At 36.1% G+C, this 19,089-nt stretch carries 20 protein-coding genes and 2 other annotated features; of the genes, 6 read left to right on the forward strand and 14 right to left on the reverse strand.

Annotated elements, in window-relative coordinates; translation table 11 throughout:
- Positions 1 to 51 precede the first annotated feature (51 nt).
- Positions 52 to 174: a DUF4023 domain-containing protein gene (locus tag AC1DIT_RS20985; RefSeq protein WP_003200562.1), complete on the forward strand. Its 123-nt coding sequence runs from the start codon at positions 52 to 54 to the stop codon at positions 172 to 174.
- A 41-nt stretch (positions 175 to 215) separates the two neighbouring features.
- Here the strand turns inward: AC1DIT_RS20985 and AC1DIT_RS20990 are convergent, their stop codons facing one another.
- Positions 216 to 1,454, reverse strand: a complete 1,239-nt coding sequence (locus AC1DIT_RS20990; protein WP_016116406.1) for a TolB family protein — start codon at positions 1,452 to 1,454, stop codon at positions 216 to 218.
- A 131-nt stretch (positions 1,455 to 1,585) separates the two neighbouring features.
- Positions 1,586 to 1,813: a binding site (T-box leader), on the forward strand.
- A gap of 52 nt (positions 1,814 to 1,865) precedes the next feature.
- Positions 1,866 to 2,093 (forward strand) — a binding site (T-box leader).
- Between the two features lie 161 nt (positions 2,094 to 2,254).
- Here AC1DIT_RS20990 and AC1DIT_RS20995 point away from each other — a divergent pair.
- Together AC1DIT_RS20995 and AC1DIT_RS21000 are read left to right on the forward strand one after the other, a co-directional pair.
- Positions 2,255 to 4,012 carry an aromatic amino acid hydroxylase gene (locus tag AC1DIT_RS20995; RefSeq protein ID WP_016116407.1) on the forward strand — a complete coding sequence of 586 codons (1,758 nt, stop codon included), beginning with the start codon at positions 2,255 to 2,257 and terminating at the stop codon, positions 4,010 to 4,012.
- Positions 3,993 to 4,304, forward strand: a complete 312-nt coding sequence (locus AC1DIT_RS21000) for a 4a-hydroxytetrahydrobiopterin dehydratase (protein WP_016116408.1) — start codon at positions 3,993 to 3,995, stop codon at positions 4,302 to 4,304. Before AC1DIT_RS20995 ends, AC1DIT_RS21000 begins: the two co-directional genes overlap by 20 nt.
- A gap of 18 nt (positions 4,305 to 4,322) precedes the next feature.
- Here AC1DIT_RS21000 and AC1DIT_RS21005 read toward each other — a convergent pair whose 3' ends face one another.
- Together AC1DIT_RS21005 and AC1DIT_RS21010 are read right to left on the reverse strand one after the other, a co-directional pair.
- Positions 4,323 to 5,180: a VOC family protein gene (locus AC1DIT_RS21005; RefSeq protein WP_016116409.1), complete on the reverse strand. Its 858-nt coding sequence runs from the start codon at positions 5,178 to 5,180 to the stop codon at positions 4,323 to 4,325.
- A 21-nt stretch (positions 5,181 to 5,201) separates the two neighbouring features.
- Positions 5,202 to 5,606 (reverse strand): DoxX family protein, encoded by a 405-nt coding sequence (locus AC1DIT_RS21010; protein ID WP_003200553.1) that lies wholly within the window; start codon positions 5,604 to 5,606, stop codon positions 5,202 to 5,204.
- A gap of 158 nt (positions 5,607 to 5,764) precedes the next feature.
- Here AC1DIT_RS21010 and AC1DIT_RS21015 point away from each other — a divergent pair, with 158 nt between their 5' ends.
- The gene (locus AC1DIT_RS21015; protein WP_003200551.1) at positions 5,765 to 6,310 is read left to right on the forward strand and encodes a helix-turn-helix domain-containing protein; all 546 of its coding nucleotides are present in this window, start codon (positions 5,765 to 5,767) and stop codon (positions 6,308 to 6,310) included.
- Positions 6,311 to 6,360: 50 nt separating this feature from the next.
- Here AC1DIT_RS21015 and AC1DIT_RS21020 read toward each other — a convergent pair whose 3' ends face one another.
- Positions 6,361 to 6,738, reverse strand: a complete 378-nt coding sequence (locus AC1DIT_RS21020; protein ID WP_016132059.1) for a MaoC family dehydratase — start codon at positions 6,736 to 6,738, stop codon at positions 6,361 to 6,363.
- A 422-nt stretch (positions 6,739 to 7,160) separates the two neighbouring features.
- Positions 7,161 to 7,619, reverse strand: a complete 459-nt coding sequence (locus tag AC1DIT_RS21025) for a GNAT family N-acetyltransferase (RefSeq protein ID WP_016116412.1) — start codon at positions 7,617 to 7,619, stop codon at positions 7,161 to 7,163.
- A 149-nt stretch (positions 7,620 to 7,768) separates the two neighbouring features.
- On the opposite strand from AC1DIT_RS21025, the gene AC1DIT_RS21030 reads away from it, so the two are divergent.
- Complete coding sequence (locus AC1DIT_RS21030) at positions 7,769 to 8,122, forward strand: CPBP family intramembrane glutamic endopeptidase (protein WP_052331349.1); 354 nt, start codon at positions 7,769 to 7,771, stop codon at positions 8,120 to 8,122.
- A gap of 11 nt (positions 8,123 to 8,133) precedes the next feature.
- Here the strand turns inward: AC1DIT_RS21030 and AC1DIT_RS21035 are convergent, their stop codons facing one another.
- From AC1DIT_RS21035 to AC1DIT_RS21065, 7 genes are all read right to left on the reverse strand, one after another.
- Positions 8,134 to 8,640 (reverse strand): GNAT family N-acetyltransferase, encoded by a 507-nt coding sequence (locus AC1DIT_RS21035; protein WP_016116414.1) that lies wholly within the window; start codon positions 8,638 to 8,640, stop codon positions 8,134 to 8,136.
- A gap of 497 nt (positions 8,641 to 9,137) precedes the next feature.
- Positions 9,138 to 9,365: a YrhC family protein gene (locus AC1DIT_RS21040; protein WP_016116415.1), complete on the reverse strand. Its 228-nt coding sequence runs from the start codon at positions 9,363 to 9,365 to the stop codon at positions 9,138 to 9,140.
- A 126-nt stretch (positions 9,366 to 9,491) separates the two neighbouring features.
- Positions 9,492 to 12,095: a bifunctional acetaldehyde-CoA/alcohol dehydrogenase gene (gene adhE, locus AC1DIT_RS21045; protein ID WP_476998383.1), complete on the reverse strand. Its 2,604-nt coding sequence runs from the start codon at positions 12,093 to 12,095 to the stop codon at positions 9,492 to 9,494.
- A gap of 256 nt (positions 12,096 to 12,351) precedes the next feature.
- Positions 12,352 to 13,485: a bifunctional cystathionine gamma-lyase/homocysteine desulfhydrase gene (locus AC1DIT_RS21050; RefSeq protein WP_016116417.1), complete on the reverse strand. Its 1,134-nt coding sequence runs from the start codon at positions 13,483 to 13,485 to the stop codon at positions 12,352 to 12,354.
- 2 nt (positions 13,486 to 13,487) lie between these two features.
- Positions 13,488 to 14,411 (reverse strand): O-acetylserine dependent cystathionine beta-synthase, encoded by a 924-nt coding sequence (locus tag AC1DIT_RS21055; RefSeq protein ID WP_016116418.1) that lies wholly within the window; start codon positions 14,409 to 14,411, stop codon positions 13,488 to 13,490.
- Between the two features lie 82 nt (positions 14,412 to 14,493).
- Positions 14,494 to 15,189, reverse strand: a complete 696-nt coding sequence (gene mtnN, locus AC1DIT_RS21060; RefSeq protein WP_016116419.1) for a 5'-methylthioadenosine/S-adenosylhomocysteine nucleosidase — start codon at positions 15,187 to 15,189, stop codon at positions 14,494 to 14,496.
- Between the two features lie 14 nt (positions 15,190 to 15,203).
- Positions 15,204 to 15,842: a class I SAM-dependent methyltransferase gene (locus AC1DIT_RS21065; protein WP_016116420.1), complete on the reverse strand. Its 639-nt coding sequence runs from the start codon at positions 15,840 to 15,842 to the stop codon at positions 15,204 to 15,206.
- 136 nt (positions 15,843 to 15,978) lie between these two features.
- On the opposite strand from AC1DIT_RS21065, the gene AC1DIT_RS21070 reads away from it, so the two are divergent.
- Positions 15,979 to 16,194, forward strand: a complete 216-nt coding sequence (locus tag AC1DIT_RS21070) for a YrzA family protein (RefSeq protein ID WP_000010988.1) — start codon at positions 15,979 to 15,981, stop codon at positions 16,192 to 16,194.
- 38 nt (positions 16,195 to 16,232) lie between these two features.
- Here AC1DIT_RS21070 and AC1DIT_RS21075 read toward each other — a convergent pair whose 3' ends face one another.
- Together AC1DIT_RS21075 and AC1DIT_RS21080 are read right to left on the reverse strand one after the other, a co-directional pair.
- Positions 16,233 to 16,859, reverse strand: a complete 627-nt coding sequence (locus tag AC1DIT_RS21075; RefSeq protein WP_016116421.1) for a YrrS family protein — start codon at positions 16,857 to 16,859, stop codon at positions 16,233 to 16,235.
- Positions 16,860 to 16,975: 116 nt separating this feature from the next.
- Complete coding sequence (locus tag AC1DIT_RS21080; protein ID WP_016132061.1) at positions 16,976 to 18,730, reverse strand: peptidoglycan D,D-transpeptidase FtsI family protein; 1,755 nt, start codon at positions 18,728 to 18,730, stop codon at positions 16,976 to 16,978.
- Between the last annotated feature and the right edge of the window lie 359 nt (positions 18,731 to 19,089).

Genomic DNA, 19,089 nt, shown 5'->3' on the forward strand with positions numbered 1-19,089 from the left:
CAAATGGTTATAGTAACAGAGATAAAACGAAATTCTGAGGAGGATATATCAATGAGTAACTCAAATGATTTTTTAGACACAATACACGAAAAACAAGCGAAAGACGAGCAAAATAGAAAACGCCAAGGGAATGGAAATCCTGGGAAAAAGAAGCCGAATAAAACGCACAAATAACTATAAAAAAGCTGCCTAAAAAATATTCTAGGCAGCCTTTTTTAACCTTCTTTTACAGAAATAACTTCCTCCCAATTCCATTTTTCATAATACCACTGGGGGACATCAATATTTTCAATCCATTTCTTCGCTTTCGATCCATCTCCATTCGCCAACAACATATCTGCCTTTTTACGGTCAGAGCGCATCCATGTCAGCTGATTTTCACTTTTTATATAAAGTGGATTGTAATCTCCATATTTTTTTGAAGGAGTTGTAATTTGACGTTGTCGATTTGATTGAATATTTACTTGGTATAAAGAAGGCAATGATCTTTTTTCTTCTTCGTTTGACCATTCCATTTCCTTCGCTCTTGAAAGAGTAATAAGTTCATTATCCTGCCATGTAAAATCCCAATCAACATATCCTTTTGGAGTGAATTTTTCTTGCTGGAGAGCGGGTAATTCCTTTACTTTTAAATGTTTATTCTCTAACGCAAATCTTCCACTTCCTTCAATATAAGCTAATATATTTTTCGATGGAGCCCATTGTATCCATTGGCTGTTTAATAACATTTGATCTACTTTTTCAAAATAACTTCCGTCCGCTTTCAAAAGACAAAGTGTATTACTATCAGCTGACCACGAAGCAGTTGGTACAGCTAAAAAAGCAATCCACTTTTGATTTGGAGACCACTTGAAATCACTTGCAATATAAGCTAAGAAATCTTCCTGCATACTCGGTAATGTATATAGGTGTTTCATTTTATTTGGATTCATTCCTGCATCCTTTTGTACTTCATATAACTGCGCTCCTGTCCAACCTGTTGGAAGCAACTGAGCCTCAGTCGAAACAAGAAATTTCTTTCCGTCTGGATACCATGCATAGTCTCCTACACCCGATGATACATTTTCAAACGTTGCATTCTTCTTCTCTGCATCAAATGTATTTAACGTGCTTGTAAATTCAAATGCAATTATATTCTCTGCCGGTGACCATTGATAATTCGTTGCTTCTGTCTGAGACGGAACAACTTTTTTTCCATCCGCAACACGGTACAATTCAAGCTGATTTTGTTCCTCTCCCTTTGCGTATGCGATCCATTTTCCATCATGTGACCATTTTGGCTTTGTTATGTACTCTCCTTTTGTTATTTGTTTTTCGTTCCCATCGATTTTTATCCAGAGATTATGGTTACGAATAAAAGCTACTTGTATATTTTTTGTTTCAGCTTGAACAGTAGGCACAGCTTCATATAAGCAGCAAATACAGACAATCAAAACAGTTATTTTTTTCCACATCTTTTCCTATCCTCCTATAGATAATTCCCACTTATCGTTCCCCTTATCTACTATATTTAAATAAAATTATTGTTGACAACTCTTCAAATACAGTTTTATAATACAAAACATAGTTTAGTTGAACGAATTATATATCGGCTTTGAAGGAAACTTAGTAGCGACTTATATCCCTGACTCAGAGAACTGATGGTTGGTGCAAATCAGTACATATACAAGCGTGAATTACAATTCTGGAGCTTCTTTCCCGTAGTGCGATTATGCATGAAGAGAAAGACGGATCTTTCCGTTATCTTAAAGTAAGTGGTAAACAATTTTTTGTTTACAAGTAGGGTGGTACCGCGATTTCTATCGTCCCTATCGGATTTTCCGATAGGGACTTTTTTGCGTCTTCCCCTTTTAAACAATTTCATATATTACGCGTTGAAAGAATCGCAGTAGTAACTTATATCCCTGTTTCAGAGAGCTGATGTTTGGTGCGAATCAGTACATATACAAGTGCGAATTACAATTCTGGAGTTTCTTTTTCGTAGTGCTATTTTTGCATGAAGGAAAAGACGGATTTTTCCGTTATCAGTAACTGAGAAGTAGGTGAATTTTCACTTACAAATAGGGTGGTACCGCGATTTCTTCGCCCCTATCGGATTTTCCGATAGGGGCTTTTTCTATTTCTCACAAAAACAAATGTTAAATAATTCCGAATCTTATGATAAAATTTTATAAGCGCTTACAAAAAATAAAAGGGGGTGATATACCCCAAAGTAATCACAGCAGTTTTTACAGATAAAAAGGAGGATGTATTAATGACAAAGAAAACAGAAATTCCATCACATTTAAAACCATTTGTATCCACGCAGCATTACGATCAGTACACACCGGTTAATCACGCTGTGTGGCGTTACATTATGAGACAAAACCATAACTTTTTAAAAGATGTTGCTCATCCAGCCTATGTTAACGGACTACAATCATCTGGTATTAATATAGATGCAATTCCAAAGGTTGAAGAAATGAATGAATGCTTAGCACCAAGTGGTTGGGGTGCAGTAACGATTGACGGCCTTATTCCCGGCGTAGCGTTCTTTGATTTCCAAGGACATGGTTTATTACCAATCGCGACAGATATTCGTAAAGTGGAAAACATTGAATATACTCCAGCTCCTGATATCGTTCATGAAGCAGCTGGACATGCACCGATTTTACTTGATTCTACATATGCAAAATATGTAAAACAATTTGGCCAAATTGGAGCAAAAGCATTTTCAACTAAAGAAGAACACGATGCTTTTGAAGCTGTGCGTACTTTAACAATTGTGAAAGAAAGCCCAACTTCTACACCAGAAGAAGTTGTAGCAGCGGAAAAAGAAGTTGCCGAAAAGCAAAAGCTTGTTTCTGGCTTATCAGAAGCAGAACAAATTTCTCGTCTTTTCTGGTGGACAGTCGAGTATGGCTTAATTGGAGATATAAATAACCCGAAAATTTACGGTGCTGGCTTACTTTCTTCTGTTGGCGAAAGTAAACATTGCTTAACAAACGCTGTAGAAAAAGTTCCATTCTCAATTGAAGCTTGCATACAAACGACATATGATGTTACGAAAATGCAGCCACAGCTATTTGTATGCAAGTCATTTGAAGAATTAACAGAGGCACTTGAGAACTTCTCTGAAACAATGGCTTTTAAAACAGGTGGCGCAGAAGGATTAGAAAAAGCAATTCGTTCTGAAAACAATGCAACTGCTCAATTAAGTAGCGGGTTACAAATTACAGGTACATTTGCAGAAAAGATTCAAAATGATGCGGGTAGAGTGATTTACATGAAAACAAATACACCGACTGCATTAGCACTAAACAATAAACAACTACCGAGTCATTCTACAGCTGTACATCAAGATGGCTTTGGTACACCAGTTGGTTTATTAGAAGGCAATGTTTCACTCGAAGATTGCACAGATGAGGAGTTACAAGCATTAGGCATTATCATCGGTAATCGTACGGAACTATCCTTTGCAAGCGGTGTTCATGTAAAAGGAACAGTAACCGATATTGTGAAAAACGATGAAAAAATCACTCTTATTTCATTTACAGATTGCACAGTGGTTTACAAAGATCGTCTATTATTTGATGCTTCATGGGGAGCTTTTGACATGGCAGTTGGTTCAAAAATCACTTCTGTATTCCCAGGCGCAGCCGATGCAGCCGCATTCTTCGGAGTGAATGAAGAAGTAGAAGAAACACCAGAACCACTTACATTAACTGAGCTGGATCGTATGTATCAAACCGTTCGTGATATTCGAAATGAAGGTGTGTTACAAGATTCATATGTGGAACAATTAGTAGCAATTCAAGAGGTACTAAATAAGTTCTATACGAAAGAATGGTTACTTCGCCTTGAAATTTTAGAATTACTTTTAGAGCATAACAAAGGAAACGAAGCATCTGATGCTCTATTACAACAACTTTCCACTTTTACAGAAAATGAATCTGTAAAGCGTTTGATTAGCAATGGTCTTGCCCTACTCCCAATAAAGGATGTGAACAACAATGCAACGACTAACAGATGAAGAAGTACAAGAGGAATTAGCAAAGCTAGATAAATGGATAGTGAAAGATGAAAAATGGATTGAAAGAAAATATATGTTTTCCGACTACTTAAAAGGTGTCGAATTTGTCTCTGAAGCCGCCAAACTATCAGAAGAACACAATCACCATCCATTTATCCTTATCCAGTATAAAGCAGTCATTATTACTTTGTCATCCTGGAATGCAAAAGGTTTAACAAAACTTGATTTCGAGCTAGCAAGACAGTTTAATGAACTCTTTTTACAAAATGAAAAAGCAATTATAAGAAAGTAAAAAAGGAGAAGCCTTTATTTAGGCTTCTCCTTTTACAATCAATTGAATACAGTGACCAAACGGATCTTCTACTTGCATTATTCCATCTTTATACGTAGCAATCGCGCCAATATATTTTAAGCTTTCACACACTTGCTCTTTTTCTTTTTCATCTACTAGTACAATTGTGAAATATTTCAAGCCAACGGAATTTAGCATCTGCGGCGGCACACCTTCACCTTGCCATGTATTTAAACCAACATGGTGATGATAGCCACCTGCTGAAACAAATAATGCACCGTTTCGGACTGGAATCGTCACTTCAAATCCAAGCCCATCTACATAAAAACGTTTTGCTTCTTCTAAATCAGCAACATGTAAATGGATATGTCCCATTACTGTTCCGCTTGGAAATCCATTCCACTCATTTCCTTGTTGTAATAATCCTTCTCCATCTAATGGGTTGCTAACAAACGGAAGCTCTCCCTTTTCATCACGCCATACTTCTCTTTGACGATCATGATAAATTTCGATTCCATTTCCATCTGGGTCAGCTAAATAAATTGCTTCGCTAAAGTAATGATCTGCCCCGCCATGTAACGGATACACTTTCTGCACAAGATGAAGAAGAATATTTGCTAAATCTTGTCTACTTGGTAGTAAGATTGCAAAGTGATATAAACCAGTGCGATTTCTTTGTTTTGGAAGAGTATTTTCTTTCTCTTCTACTATAAGAAGCGGTTCATTACTTTCATTACCAAGTGTAACGATATGCTCCTCTTCTCTTACCACTTTCAATCGTAACACATCTGTATAAAATGCTAGAGACTGTTGTAAGTTCGATACATATAAATGAACTGTACCGAGTGTTGTACTGGGATGAAGTCGAAAGTCCATATTGTTATGCCCCCATTTCGATTAGTCTTTTTTGAATACAGTCGCTTTTAAGAAGTTATCTACAAAACCTTCAGCTTTAACAACGAATAAGTAAAGACCCATTGCTAACAATGCAAGGTCTAATTCGTATCCTGGATTCTTTCCATCTCCTAATAAACCAGCAGACCATTTTACTTTTACAATTGCTCCAACTAAAATAAGTGCAAATAATAATCCAATATAACGTACACCTAAACCGATAATCAATAACAGACCACCAACTAATTCTACTGTCGCTACGCCGTATGCAAGAGCACCTGGTAAACCGATACTTGTAAACCATCCTGCAATATTATCAATGCCTGATTGGAACTTTGCCAAACCATGCATAAAAAACGTTACTCCTAATACGATACGAATAATTAAATTACCAATATGTTGATTCATTTTGTTATCTCCTTTTAGGTTTTATAATATAAAACTTTTGTTTACATTACAAAACATACAATAATTTTTTTTATTCGTCAATTTATTTTTCTTGAGAAAAAAATGTTTTTTTTTGCTATGATACAAATAGTTGTCTACAAAAAAGGAGCTTGATTATTATGAATATCGGTTCTGCAATACGTGAAATTCGTCAGCGCAGAGGCGTCACTATCGCCCAAATTTGTGAAGGAACAGGACTTTCTAAAGGTTTTATGAGCCAGGTCGAGAATAATAAAACTTCTCCATCTATCTCAACTTTAGAAACAATTTCCAAATTTTTGAACGTTCCTCTCCCTTATTTATTGCTTGAGCAAAAAGATCACATGAAAATTGTAAAAAAGGAAGAACGAAAATACAGTGTGTATGGAAAAGATGAACAAAGGATTGAGCATGTCGCTGAGCAAGGAGGCCTTCGTTTATCTTTAGTAGAAATCCCAGCTGGATTCCCAAAAGAAAATATACCAAATGCTCATGAAGGTGAAGAATGCCATCTTGTTTTGCGCGGTAAATTAGAAGTACAGCACGGAGAAGATATCGCGATTGTGGAAGAAGGAGATTCTTTCTCCTGGAGTGCATGTGTGCCACATATTGTGCGTAATATTGGCGAAGACTCCGCATTATTACTCATCTCGAGCCATGCTGAAAATCGAAAACGTGTATATTAAAATGCAATACAAAAAGCCTGTTTTCAAAAATGAAAAACAGGCTTTTTGCATTATTCTCGTATAATTCCATAGCTTGATCCTACTAATACTTCTTTCCCTTTTTGATTACGATAAATCGACTCTATCGATACCTTTTTGTACCCTTCCATTTGTTCCACACTTGTAAGAGTTACATCACAAGTAATTGTATCTCCAGTAAAAACAGGCCTGATGAATTCACTTACTAATTCCCGTGCTATGTAATGTACCTCTCCACCAATTTTCGTTCCAATACTTGCAGTTAATAAACCATGCACCATTAAACGTCCCTGCTCATCATGTTCCATATGATGTCTCCCTTTATCACCTGTAAGATGAGCAAATTCCAAAACCTCTTCTTCTGTAAATGTTCTTTCATACCGAAACGTATCTCCTACTTTAATATTCAATTTCATCCCCCTTTTTAAAATTCCGAATTTTCTTTATTATTTTACCACAAAATGAATATTCCTTCATTTTAATCACTAAAGGTGCTGTTACAAACTGTTAATAATTAACATTTGCATGTTATTATTTAATTATCTTTGATGAAATTGGAGGCCTTAATAATGACATTTGAATTAGTTAGTAGCATATTATTGGCAGTTTCATTACTCTTCTATTCCACATTAGAAGTTTGGCTTGCTCCCAATAATAACTCCTTCTTTAAAGATTTAAAAAAGAAAATGATATTCCTACTCCCCTTGTTTACTCTCTCATTCGCAGTCCACTATTTCTTTTTTGTACAGTAAAATATTGTATCTGTATAAACGAAAAAAGATTGCTATCGCCTAGCAATCTTTTTCTACATTCTTTCTATTATCTAATGGGGCTATCTATGTCCCTGTTTTTTCGCTTCATTATAACCATAATAAGCACACGTCCCATTTTGAGATAAATCCCGTACCTCAAAACCACAACTACGATAAAAATCAAAATTATTCGCATAAGTATGAGCAAACCAATCTCCATGAGGGAGTTTCTGCATACAAAGGGAAACGAGCTTCTTTCCTAATCCTTTTCCTCTATATTCATACTTCACAACTAAATCCATAATATTGGCAGCCATTATCTGATCAGAAATAACACGAACCATCGCAATCATTTCTTCCTCATCCCAAATCGTAAAAGCCCACGTAGAATTTTCAAATGCTATCGTAAATTTTTCAATTTGCCAAGATGGAATGCTATTGTTACTCCAGCCTGCATCCTCAAATAAACTTTTAATCGCATAAGCTGGTACACCTGTCGTTCCTTCTCGAATAATGAGTCCGTTATGATAAATATACAATCCCAATCCCCCTTTTATTGTTATATACTATTCTTTAAAAGTTGAATATTACCTTTTTAAAAGGAGAAAAAGATGGGGAAATTATTATTATTTTCTTTTACACTTCTTGTCATTACTGTACAAACTACTAATATAGCATTCTTTTGTTTATGGATCCTTACATTACTACTTCTACTACAAAAAGAAATATCTTATATACAACATATCATGTTCCCGTATTATTTTCTATTATCAATGGCGTATTAGAAGAATGTATTTGGCGGGGAATCTTACTACATCAGTTTACAAATCAGTTTGATGAAAAATGGGCTATTTTGCTTACAAGCATTGGTTTTGGTTTGCAGCATTACTCCTTAGGTTTTTCTTGGAGTGTTTCCACCGCTTTTATTATAGCTGGTATATTTTATGGAGGAATAGTTGTGAAGTCAAATAGCATCATTCCAGCTATTATATGGCATATAATTTTAAACATATTAATGGTATTTAGTGGTCTCATTCTTTAAAAGTGCAGGATTTATCCTGTTCTTTTAATTGCATATACAAGAACATCTATTCCATGAAATGATGCTGTCTTCTCATAACTCATTCCTGTTTTTCGAGCAACAAAGATAGAAGCAGGATGATCTGGATTAATAAGAGAAATGAGCTTATTCAAACTTAACACTTGAAAACCATAATCTCGAAAAGCTGTTGCTGCTTCCTTTGCATATCCCTTTCCCCAATACTCTGGAAGTAACCAGTACCCAATTTCAATTTCTTCTCTTCCATCTACTTGTTGCCTAACGAGTCCTGCGTGACCAATTGGTGTATCTGTTTCCTTTTCAATCATTAGAAATAATCCTAAACCGTTTTTATAACTAGGAAGAACCCAGCTTTCAAGACTTTTTTTACACTGCATATATGTTTTCGGAGTTCCGTTCCCAATGTAACGCATCACTTTCTCATTTCCCCATAAAGAAGCATAAAACTCTAAATCAGCCATTGTATATTTGCGAAATTGCAAACGATCCGTATGGAACATATCATCCTCCCCCCTTTGCCTGAATACATTTCAGAATGTACAATGTATGGTAACTTTTACATCTATTATAAACGAGGTAATATGAAATAAGGGGAAAATTCAAAATTCAAGGGATTTATTAGAGTAAAAGCTGTTTCCTTAGATAAGGATGTAACTTTAATCAATCCGCACGAACCGGAATTTTATAAGATGTTTTTAATAAAAAAGACAGTAGACAAAGACTTGTCTACTGCATCCATATTATAACTAGTACAACGAAAACTACAATTGAGGGGGGAGGTTTTTCACTTATATACTAGATATTTATCTTGTTCTAACAACAGACAAGAACTTCCCGTTCACAAATGACATTGGATTAGAACTTAGTTCTATTTCATTTTAATTGATAAAGATTATTATTGTCAGTATAAAACACATAAATTTTCTACAAAATTTTACTTATAATAAAAAACGCTACAAAAAGATACTATCTTTTCGTAACGTTTCATCTATCAATCTTATTCATACTGGTTCTCCTCTAACCTGTCACGCAATACTTTAACACGTTTGAAGAAGAAAAATGACATCCCTAAAAATAAAACAATAACACCCATCATCGCAAAGGATTGTATAGTTTCTCCTCCTCCATTTGGGATTAATAAACCAATCATTAAAAATGTGGCTAGCGCAAGAAGAACTTGACCGAAGCGAATATAATCTGCTATTTTCTGTTGTAATTCTTTCATACTTCTACCACTCCTCCCTCTCACTCTATCATATTCTAATCATTTCTGAGGCAAGTAAATACAGCCAATGAGGGAGAAGTTTTCCAACAGAAAAAGAGCCGCTGCTAAACGGCTCTTTCAAATTTTCTATACACCTTTATAAGCTTGCGTATACACTTCTTTCAGCTCTGAAATAAGCGGTAATTTCGGATTTGCTGTTGTGCACTGATCTTCAAAAGCTCTTTCCGCTAACGTGCCAACAACTGCTTCAAATGCTTCTTTTTCAACACCTTGGCCAGCGATGCTCATATTAATATTTAATTCTTTTCCAAGGGCAATAATAGCTTGTACTAATGATTCTACGCCTTCTTCCACTGTACGCGCTGGAAGTCCAAGCATTCTTGCAATATGTGCATAGCGCTCATCTGCAACAAAGTACTCGTATTTTGGGAATAGTGCATGTTTTCTTGGTTTGATTGCATTATAGCGAATAACATGTGGCATTAAAATAGCATTTGCACGGCCATGCGGAATATGGAATTCCGGTCCAAGTTTATGCGCTAAGCTATGGTTAATTCCAAGAAATGCATTTGCAAATGCCATACCAGCCATTGCTGATGCATTATGCATTTTTTCACGAGCCTCTTCATCATTGCCATCTTTATATGCACGTGGTAAATATTTAAAGACAAGGTCCATTGCTTTTAAGGCTAATCCATCTGTATAATCATTTGCCATAATTGATACGTACGCTTCAATTGCATGTGTTAAAACGTCCATTCCTGTGTCAGCGGTGATATGCGGTGGTACTGTCATAACAAACTGCGGATCCACAATGGCAACATCTGGTGTTAATTCATAATCAGCGAGCGGATATTTGATATTGTTCTTTTTATCTGTAATAACCGCAAATGGTGTCACTTCTGACCCTGTTCCAGATGTTGTCGGAATTGCAACAAACTGCGCCTTATTTCCTAGTTTTGGATATTTACATGTACGTTTTCTAATATCTAAAAACTTTTGTTTTATACCAAAGAATTCTGTTTCTGGGTGCTCATAAAATAGCCACATTCCTTTTGCTGCATCCATCGCTGATCCGCCGCCAAGAGCAATAATAACGTCCGGTTTGAAGCTTCTCATCATTTCTGCACCTTTAAATACAGTTTCATCTGACGGATCTGGTTCTACTTCAGAGAATATTTCTACTTTCACATCATTTCTATGTTGAGCTAAATAATGCGTTACTACATCAATATATCCATACTGTACCATTCCAGGATCTGTTACAATGAATGCGCGTGAAATGTTCGGCATACTTGCTAAATATTGCGTAGCGTGTTTTTCAAAATAAATTTTTGGTGGTAACTTGAACCACTGCATATTCTTTTTTCTATTTGCAAGTCTCTTTACGTTCATTAAATGTGTTGCCGTTACGTTTTGAGATACAGAGTTCTTTCCGTATGATCCACATCCGAGTGTAAGAGACGGAATGAAAGCAWTATATACATCACCAATTCCGCCCTGTGCTGACGGAGCATTTACGATAAGACGACATGCTTTCATACGTAAACCAAACTGTTTTTGTACTTCTGTATTTGTAGAGTGAATAACTGCGGAATGTCCTAAACCGCCAAGTTCTAACATGTTTTCACAATGCTGCAATCCTTCTTCTAATGAATTTGCTTTTATACAAGCTAATACTGGACTTAATTTTTCACGAGATAACGGGTGGGCTGCGCCGACTCCTTTAATTTCAGCTACAAGTATCTTTGTGTCTTCAGGTACTGTAATCCCAGCTAAGGCTGCAATATAATGTGCGGATTTCCCAACGATATCACTATTTACTGCACATGTATTCTCATTAATAACAAGCTTCTCTAATTTTTTTCGTTCTTCTTCTGTTACAAAGTAACAATTGTTTGCTATCATTTCTTTTTTCACAGCGTCATAGATTTCTTTATCTACAATGATTGCTTGCTCAGAAGCACAAATCATACCATTATCAAACGTTTTCGATAAAATCACATCATTTACAGCACGTTTCACGTTCGCTGATTTTTCCATGTAGCATGGAACGTTACCTGGTCCTACCCCTAGGGCTGGTTTACCAGTAGAATATGCTGATTTCACCATTCCTGCTCCTCCAGTTGCTAAAACAAGCGCTACACCTTCATGATTCATTAATTGTTTTGTTGCCTCAACAGAAGGCTTTTCAATCCATTGAATACAGTTCTCTGGTGCACCAGCTTTCACTGCAGCATCGCGCACTGTTTTTGCAGCTGCGATAGAACATTGCTGCGCTGAAGGGTGGAATGCAAAAATAATTGGGTTTCTCGTTTTTATCGCAATGATTGCTTTAAACATCGTTGTTGACGTTGGATTTGTTACTGGCGTTACCCCAGCAACCACACCGACCGGCTCTGCAATTTCTATTACTTCCTCATGTGGATCCTCACGAATAATCCCCACTGTTTTGTCATTTTTTATGCTATTCCAAATATATTCAGTTGCAAAAATATTTTTAATACATTTATCCTCATACACACCGCGTCCCGTTTCTTCAACAGCCATTTTTGCAAGCGGCATATGTTGATCCACGCCCGCAAGTGCCATTTCATGTACAATTTTATCAATTTGTTCCTGTGTAAAACCTTCTAATGCTTGTAAAGCTTTTTTACCATTCTTTACTAACGTCTCAATCATTTCTACCACTTCTTGCGTTTCATTTACAACTTTCTCTTTGACTACCATGTAATTTCCTCCTATTCTGCTATATGGACTTAAATAGCCCCTAAGGGTCTTAATACGTCCCTATTAGCGTAAAAAAATAGAGTTACTTTTCCTACATGAATCCTATCGTTTGTGAAATGTTTCACATATTTATGTGTGAAGTATTATTTCATGATTTCAATATACACGAAATATTTTCATTTGTGTGTGTCTAATTTGTGAAAACATTCACAATAAGAATTTAAAAAAGCACCGCCCTCTTAGCAGTGCTTTTTCATTATGCTAACGCTTGTGCTAAATCTTCAATTAAATCTTCGCCATCTTCAATACCGACAGAAATACGAATTAATGTATCTGTAATTCCTAGCTCTTTACGACGATCTGCTGGAATAGATGCATGTGTCATTTGAGCTGGAATAGAAATTAAGCTTTCTACYGCTCCTAAACTTTCAGCAAGCGTAAAATACTGCAGTTTCTCAAGTACTTTATTTAGCGTTTCTTCACTGTCTACATCGAATGAAATAATTGCACCGTATCCATTCGCTTGTTCAGTTGCTAATGCATGATTCGGATGTGATTCAAGGCCTGGATAGTATACTTTATTAACTTTTGGATGATTATTTAAAAACTCAGCAATCGCGCGTGAATTTATTTCATGTTCTTCCATACGAATTCCTAATGTTTTTAAACCACGAAGTAACAAGAAGCTATCTTGCGGTCCAAGAATACCACCTGTTGAGTTTTGAACGAAATGAAGGTCTTCTGCTAATTGTGGGCTATTTACAACAACTAATCCGGCAACAACATCGCTATGTCCACCTAAATATTTCGTTGCACTGTGAAGTACAATATCTGCTCCTAAAGAAATTGGTGACTGCCAGTATGGCGTCATGAATGTGTTATCAATAATTGTTAGTAAACCTTTTTCTTTTGCAAACGCGGAAATTTGCTTAATATCTGTAATTTTTAATAATGGGTTTGTTGGTGTTTCTACATAGATTGCTTTCGTATTCGGATGAACTGCTTCTGCTACTTCATTTAAATTTGTTGTATCTACAAATGTATGTTCAATACCGAATCGATTCAATACTTTTGTAATCACACGATATGTTCCGCCATATACGTCATCTGTTAAAATGACATGATCTCCTTTGGAGAATAACATAATCGTTGCTGTAATCGCAGCCATCCCTGATCCGAATGCAAACCCTGCGTGACCGTTTTCTAATACGGCAATCATTTCTTCTAATGCTGCACGCGTTGGATTACCTGTACGTGAATATTCGTATCCTTGATGTTTACCAACTGCTTCTTGTTTGTACGTACTTGTTTGATAAATCGGTACGTTTACAGATCCAGTTGAAGGTTCTCCTATGCGAATACCATGAATTAACTTTGTTTTTGCTCTCATTTTTATTCCCACCCTTTGTATATATCTTTACTTAAATAACGCTCACTGCTATCTGGAAAAATCGTTACAATATTTGTACCTGGTTTTGCCCTTTCAGCTTCTAATAAACTTGCATGAAATGCTGCTCCTGAAGAACTACCAACAAGAAGGCCTTCTTTCTGCGCTAATTCTTTCACACGTCTGAATGCATTTCGATCAGAAATGGTATGAATTTCATCGAAATATGATGATTTTAAAAATGGCGGAATAAATTCAAGACCGATTCCTTCTGTTTCATGTGGACCTGCTTCACCACCATTTAAAATAGATCCTTCTGGTTCTACAATCACCGTTTTAATTTCACGATTTTGTTCTTTTAAATAGGAGGCAGTTCCCATAAATGTACCACCAGTACCTGCACCTGCTACGAATATGTTAATCTCTCCATCTAGCGCTTCCCACAGCTCTGGTCCTAATGTTTTGAAATAGGCACGTGGATTTGCGTCATTTGCAAATTGGCTTGGAGAGTATGAATTGGGCGTTTCTTTTACTAATTCTTTCGCCTTTACAATCGCACCAGTCATCCCTTGTTCAGTTGGCGTATGCACAACTGTTGCACCAAGTGCTTTCATCAGCTCTTGCTTTTCAATACTGAATTTTTCTGGAACACAAACAATTACATGTAAATCATGCTCTAGTGCTGCAAGTGCCAGTCCAATGCCAGTATTCCCTGCCGTCGGTTCAATAATTGTTCCCCCTGGCTTTACAAGTCCTTTTACTAGTGCATCTTCAATCAATTCTCTTCCTAAGCGATCTTTCACGCTTCCACCTGGATTATAAAATTCAAGCTTTGCAAATAAACGAACGCCCTCTGAAAGTGAAAAACGAGTAATTTCTACAATCGGTGTATGACCGATTAATTCATGAACTCCACGATACACCTTCATCGTGTTCTCCTCCTTATTTGCCAATAAAGAAAAGGCAACTGTATGTATCTTCTTTATATGAGACAGTTGCCTTTTTGTTACATTACTTTAACTCTTCTAACACTTTTATAATAAAGTTTGTAGAATGAAGAGCTGCTTGATCTAAAAATTGATCAAATGAAACGTTTGATTCTTTACCAGCAATATCAGAAAGTGCACGAATAATTACAAATGGTACTTTGTATTGATGACATACTTGTGCAACCGCTGCTGCTTCCATTTCTACTGCGTAAAGATTTTCAAATTTATCACGGATTGCTGCAACTCGGTTTGGATCACTCATAAATGAATCCCCTGTTGCAATCATTCCTTTCACAACTTGAATGTTCTCTTCGGATTTCATACATTTCTCAGCTAATGCTATTAGTGCTTCATCCGCTTTAAATCCTGGTGGCATCCCTGGCACTTGACCATATTCGTAATCAAATGCAGTTACATCCACGTCATGATGGCGAACTTCTGTTGAGATGACAACATCCCCAACATTTAAAGATTGATGGAATCCACCAGCTGAGCCTGTATTAATTACTTTTTCAGGTTGGTATCTCTCTAATAAAATTGTCGTCGACATAGCTGCATTTACTTTACCAATACCAGACTTTAACAAGATTACTTCATGTCCTGCTAATGTCCCTTTCGTAAATTCACAACCTGCAACGGTTTCTGTTTCTGCTTGTTCTAATTTGTCACGTAAAATACGTACTTCTTCTTCCATTGCTCCAATTACAGCAATTCTCAATCTAATCCCTCTTTCTATTGCTTAGTTGCCTCCATTACCCAAACGAAATGATTTAATCTCGTAAATGTTACATGGAAGCCATTGTTTTCAAAAATAGATTGCATGATCGGAATACGTGTATAGTATTCTGTTTGCAAATCGTTTGCTAACTGATGAAAACCTCTTTGTTTTGCAGTTTCAACAGTTTTATCATACGCTTCTTGATCTGCAAATATCGTATCAGCAAACACTATTTTACCACCTTTATGAAGCAATTGACTATACTTCGCAATTGCTACATCTTTTTCTTCATCTGTTAGATGATGAAACGCATAAGTGCTTACAATTGTATCAATAGAATCGGGAACATCAAAAGAAAGAAAATCTCCCTCTGTAATTGAAAATCCTTCTGGTAGCTTTTGCTTTGCGATTGTACGCATTTCACGTGACGGCTCTATGCCGTAAACAGTATGGCCGGCAAGTAATAATTTATTTGTTAAATTGCCAGTACCAACACCAAATTCTAATACATTTCCAAATGATTTATTTACTACATCCTCTAAAATCTCCTCATAACGAGCGAAAACTTCTTTATATTGTATATCTTCGCCTTGTACGAATGAATCGTACGTATGAGCCCACTCATCAAATAAACCGTTAAATTCTATACCCATATAAAATTCCCCTTTTTCTTATCGGTTTTATCAGTATGATATGCTTTCTTTACGAAAATGTCAATTGAAACGGAAATGGTATTTCCTTCTTTTCTTTGTTACACTTAACATGATTATATGGAGAGGAGCGTTTTTTGTGTCATTTACGTTTGAAATGCTGGAAGATAAAGTAGAATTTTTTGAAGCACCAAACTTAGTTTCCTTAGAAAAGAAAATTAACGAACAAATTGACAATAACAAAGCACTTATGCTGGAAGTTCATCATATTTCTCATCAAATGGTTATGGATCCCGAGAGCAAAAGACCTTATTACAGCGCAGTTGTTCATTTTAAATTAAAAAAATTACGCTAAACTAAAAAAGAGAGAGGTTCTAAGAACCTCTCTCTTTTTTAGTTTAGCGTTTGAACAAGTGCTGGTTTCCAACCCTCATTTTCTACCCAATCAATATTTACATAGTACCTTTTACCAGTTTGTTTATCTTGAACATTACCGTACGCTTTTTGCTTACCGTTATTCCCAATGCGGTGAATAACCAATTGTTCCACTGGAACTTCGATTGCAGCGGAAATTGCTTGTTTCATCTCATTCCAATCTGCTGATCCTTGTTGAAATGTCATTGCCGGTGTTGCACCTTGCGTTGTACCAGCTGGCTTCCAAGAAGGTTTCGTATAAGCATCTGTTGCTTTAGGCTGTGTTTTTTCAGCTGGGACCTTTTCATTTGCTTTTGCTTCTTCCTCAGCTTTTTGTTTCTCTTCGTCCTCTTTTTTCTTCGCTGCTGCTTGCTCCTGTTTCTTAGCTTCTTCTTTCTCTTTCGTTTTCTCAGTTTTATTATCTTTCGTTGTTTGCTGAGATACTTTCTTGTCTGGAGAAGATGCTTGCTCTGTTGTATCAGAAGTAAAGAATACTTGGTACGCTACAACAAGTACTGTTAATAGCACAATAGCRATTGCAATATTTAAAACACCGTTTTGACGACGTTTTTGTTGTTTCTGTTGGAATCTAGATCCTCCTGCCATTCTTCAAACCTCCATGCAGTTTTTCCTACTTGCTATTGTAACACTAAATCTTAAAAGGTTGAACAACTACAGTAATTTTTTCACGAAATGAAAACATTTGATAATAAATTGCAAGATTACCTTCTACTTTCCAAGTGAGCAATCTCTTCTACAAATTCTTTAAAAATCGGTGTTACAGTATTTTGTTCATTATTCGTTTCTAAGTCAACAACTACTAGCGCATATCTTGGGTTTTCATACGGGAAGTAACCCGCAAACCAACGATTTACACGATTTCCTTTTCCTGTTTGTGCCGTCCCAGATTTTCCGGCAACAGATAGCGGTAATGACTGAAAAGTAGTACCTGTTCCTTTCTCCATCGTTACTACTTTTCTTAATAGTGATTGCACTTGTTTCACTGTATGATAAGAGAGTTGCCGCCCCTCCAATTTATGATCTTCAAAATGAAAAAATCTTGTGCCATTTTTGTACCGTATTTCTTTTACAGCTTTTACTTCTTTCTTCTCTCCATTTCTTGCAATCGTCGCCATCATATTTGCAACAGCTAAAGGAGATATTCTTACATCTTTTTGTCCAATTGCTGTTTGAGCAATTGCTTTGTGACTCACCTTATTTTCTTCACCATTCCAAACAGTTGCTTTTTTCTCTTCTATCAACTGTTTAAATCCAGGTGTATGAAACACTTGCCCTTTCCATCCTACCGTCTCACCCGCTCCTAGCGCTTCTAAATACGTTTCCATTACATATTTATCCTTTTGCATCAATTCATCACTAAGCACCGCAAATGTCCTGTTACAACTCCTAGCAAAGCTCTCGGTGAAGCTTAATTTCCCCATCATAACCTGCGGAGTATTTTCGCCATACGGATCTGTATCACAGTTAAACATACGATGAGATTGAATTATATCATTATCAATTGCCGCGGCCGCTATAACTGTTTTAAAAACAGAACCAGGAAAATGAGGAATTAGCATTTGGTTTTCCATCGTTTTTTGATACGCACGCTTATCATTCGTCTGTAAAGATGGTTTACTCACCATTGCTAAAATTTCACTCTTCTTCACATCAAGTAGTACTAATCCACCGTTTTTTATTCCATGCATTTGCACAAGCTCTTCTGCTTTTTGTTGCAAAGACTTTTCTATCGTTGTTTGAATCGTAACTGGATAAAAAGGATTTCCAGGAGATGTATATTTTGCACGTTTCCCAAAAATCGGTTCGCCCTGTCTGTCTACTGGATACAACACTTTCGTTTCACCATCAGTCATTAAAAATTCATCAAATGATTGTTGAAGTCCTGAAATACCAATCGGTGTTTGAATAGGTAACTTCTTCATTTCCCCGTATCGCTTTTGAAATTCATTCTCGTTTTCTCCTACTGCACCAATTAAATGTTCTGCTTCTGGTATTTGTTTCACCCTTACTTCAGTTGCAACCATGCCTAACATATCCGCACGATTAATCTTTTCCACCTGTTCTTTCGTTAATTGAAACGGTTTATCACCTCTTTGAAATATAAATGGTTTTCGTTTGTCTTTCATTTGCAGATTTATGTCTTGTCCCGGCACACTAATGATATGCGCAATTTTCTCTAACATGTCATTTTTTATTTGTAGAAATGGAAAAATAATTAACACTGGATACTTTTCTTCACCAAGTTCTACTCCATTTCGATCAATAAAACGTCCCCTACCATCATCCACTGTAACTGCTTGTGTACGCTGGGTAACACTCTTTTCAATTAAATTTATATGTTTATCTGTAAATGATTCAGTATATATAAGCTGTATTTGTACCAATCTGCCAAGCAATAGCAACATGATGCATGTAAAGCATAATAAGGTGATGATAATTCTCCGTTTGATTTTCATAAAAAACACCTCGTCTTTTCAGTTTAGACGAGGTGTCATTCCTTTTATACAGAACGAAATATTACAAAAGCGTATATTATGTAATTATTTTTTATTGACTGACTGGTTGTTTTGCATATTTTTCAAAAACTGATTTATAAGTTTCCACATTTAAAACTTTAAGAGCAAAGGGATAAGCAAGAGAGAAACAAATAAAAAAGGTCCACTCGCATAAAATGTACCCTATAGAATAGACACTTAAAAAAAAGTCTATTCTATAGGGTATTTCTTGTATAATAGGAGAAAAATTAGAATCGGAGAAATTTCACAATGACGAAAAAGCTATTTACAGAAAAAGAGGTTCAAACGCTATCAAAGAA

The organism is Bacillus sp. 05T22, from assembly GCF_056396765.1.

Coding starts and splice junctions, on each gene's coding strand:
- AC1DIT_RS20985 (WP_003200562.1), top strand. CDS start 52: ATGAGTAACTCAAATGATTTTTTAGACACAATACACGAAAAACAAGCG.
- AC1DIT_RS20990 (WP_016116406.1), bottom strand. CDS start 1,454: ATGTGGAAAAAAATAACTGTTTTGATTGTCTGTATTTGCTGCTTATAT.
- AC1DIT_RS20995 (WP_016116407.1), top strand. CDS start 2,255: ATGACAAAGAAAACAGAAATTCCATCACATTTAAAACCATTTGTATCC.
- AC1DIT_RS21000 (WP_016116408.1), top strand. CDS start 3,993: ATGCAACGACTAACAGATGAAGAAGTACAAGAGGAATTAGCAAAGCTA.
- AC1DIT_RS21005 (WP_016116409.1), bottom strand. CDS start 5,180: ATGGACTTTCGACTTCATCCCAGTACAACACTCGGTACAGTTCATTTA.
- AC1DIT_RS21010 (WP_003200553.1), bottom strand. CDS start 5,606: ATGAATCAACATATTGGTAATTTAATTATTCGTATCGTATTAGGAGTA.
- AC1DIT_RS21015 (WP_003200551.1), top strand. CDS start 5,765: ATGAATATCGGTTCTGCAATACGTGAAATTCGTCAGCGCAGAGGCGTC.
- AC1DIT_RS21030 (WP_052331349.1), top strand. CDS start 7,769: ATGGATCCTTACATTACTACTTCTACTACAAAAAGAAATATCTTATAT.
- AC1DIT_RS21035 (WP_016116414.1), bottom strand. CDS start 8,640: ATGTTCCATACGGATCGTTTGCAATTTCGCAAATATACAATGGCTGAT.
- AC1DIT_RS21040 (WP_016116415.1), bottom strand. CDS start 9,365: ATGAAAGAATTACAACAGAAAATAGCAGATTATATTCGCTTCGGTCAA.
- AC1DIT_RS21055 (WP_016116418.1), bottom strand. CDS start 14,411: ATGAAGGTGTATCGTGGAGTTCATGAATTAATCGGTCATACACCGATT.
- AC1DIT_RS21065 (WP_016116420.1), bottom strand. CDS start 15,842: ATGGGTATAGAATTTAACGGTTTATTTGATGAGTGGGCTCATACGTAC.
- AC1DIT_RS21080 (WP_016132061.1), bottom strand. CDS start 18,730: ATGAAAATCAAACGGAGAATTATCATCACCTTATTATGCTTTACATGC.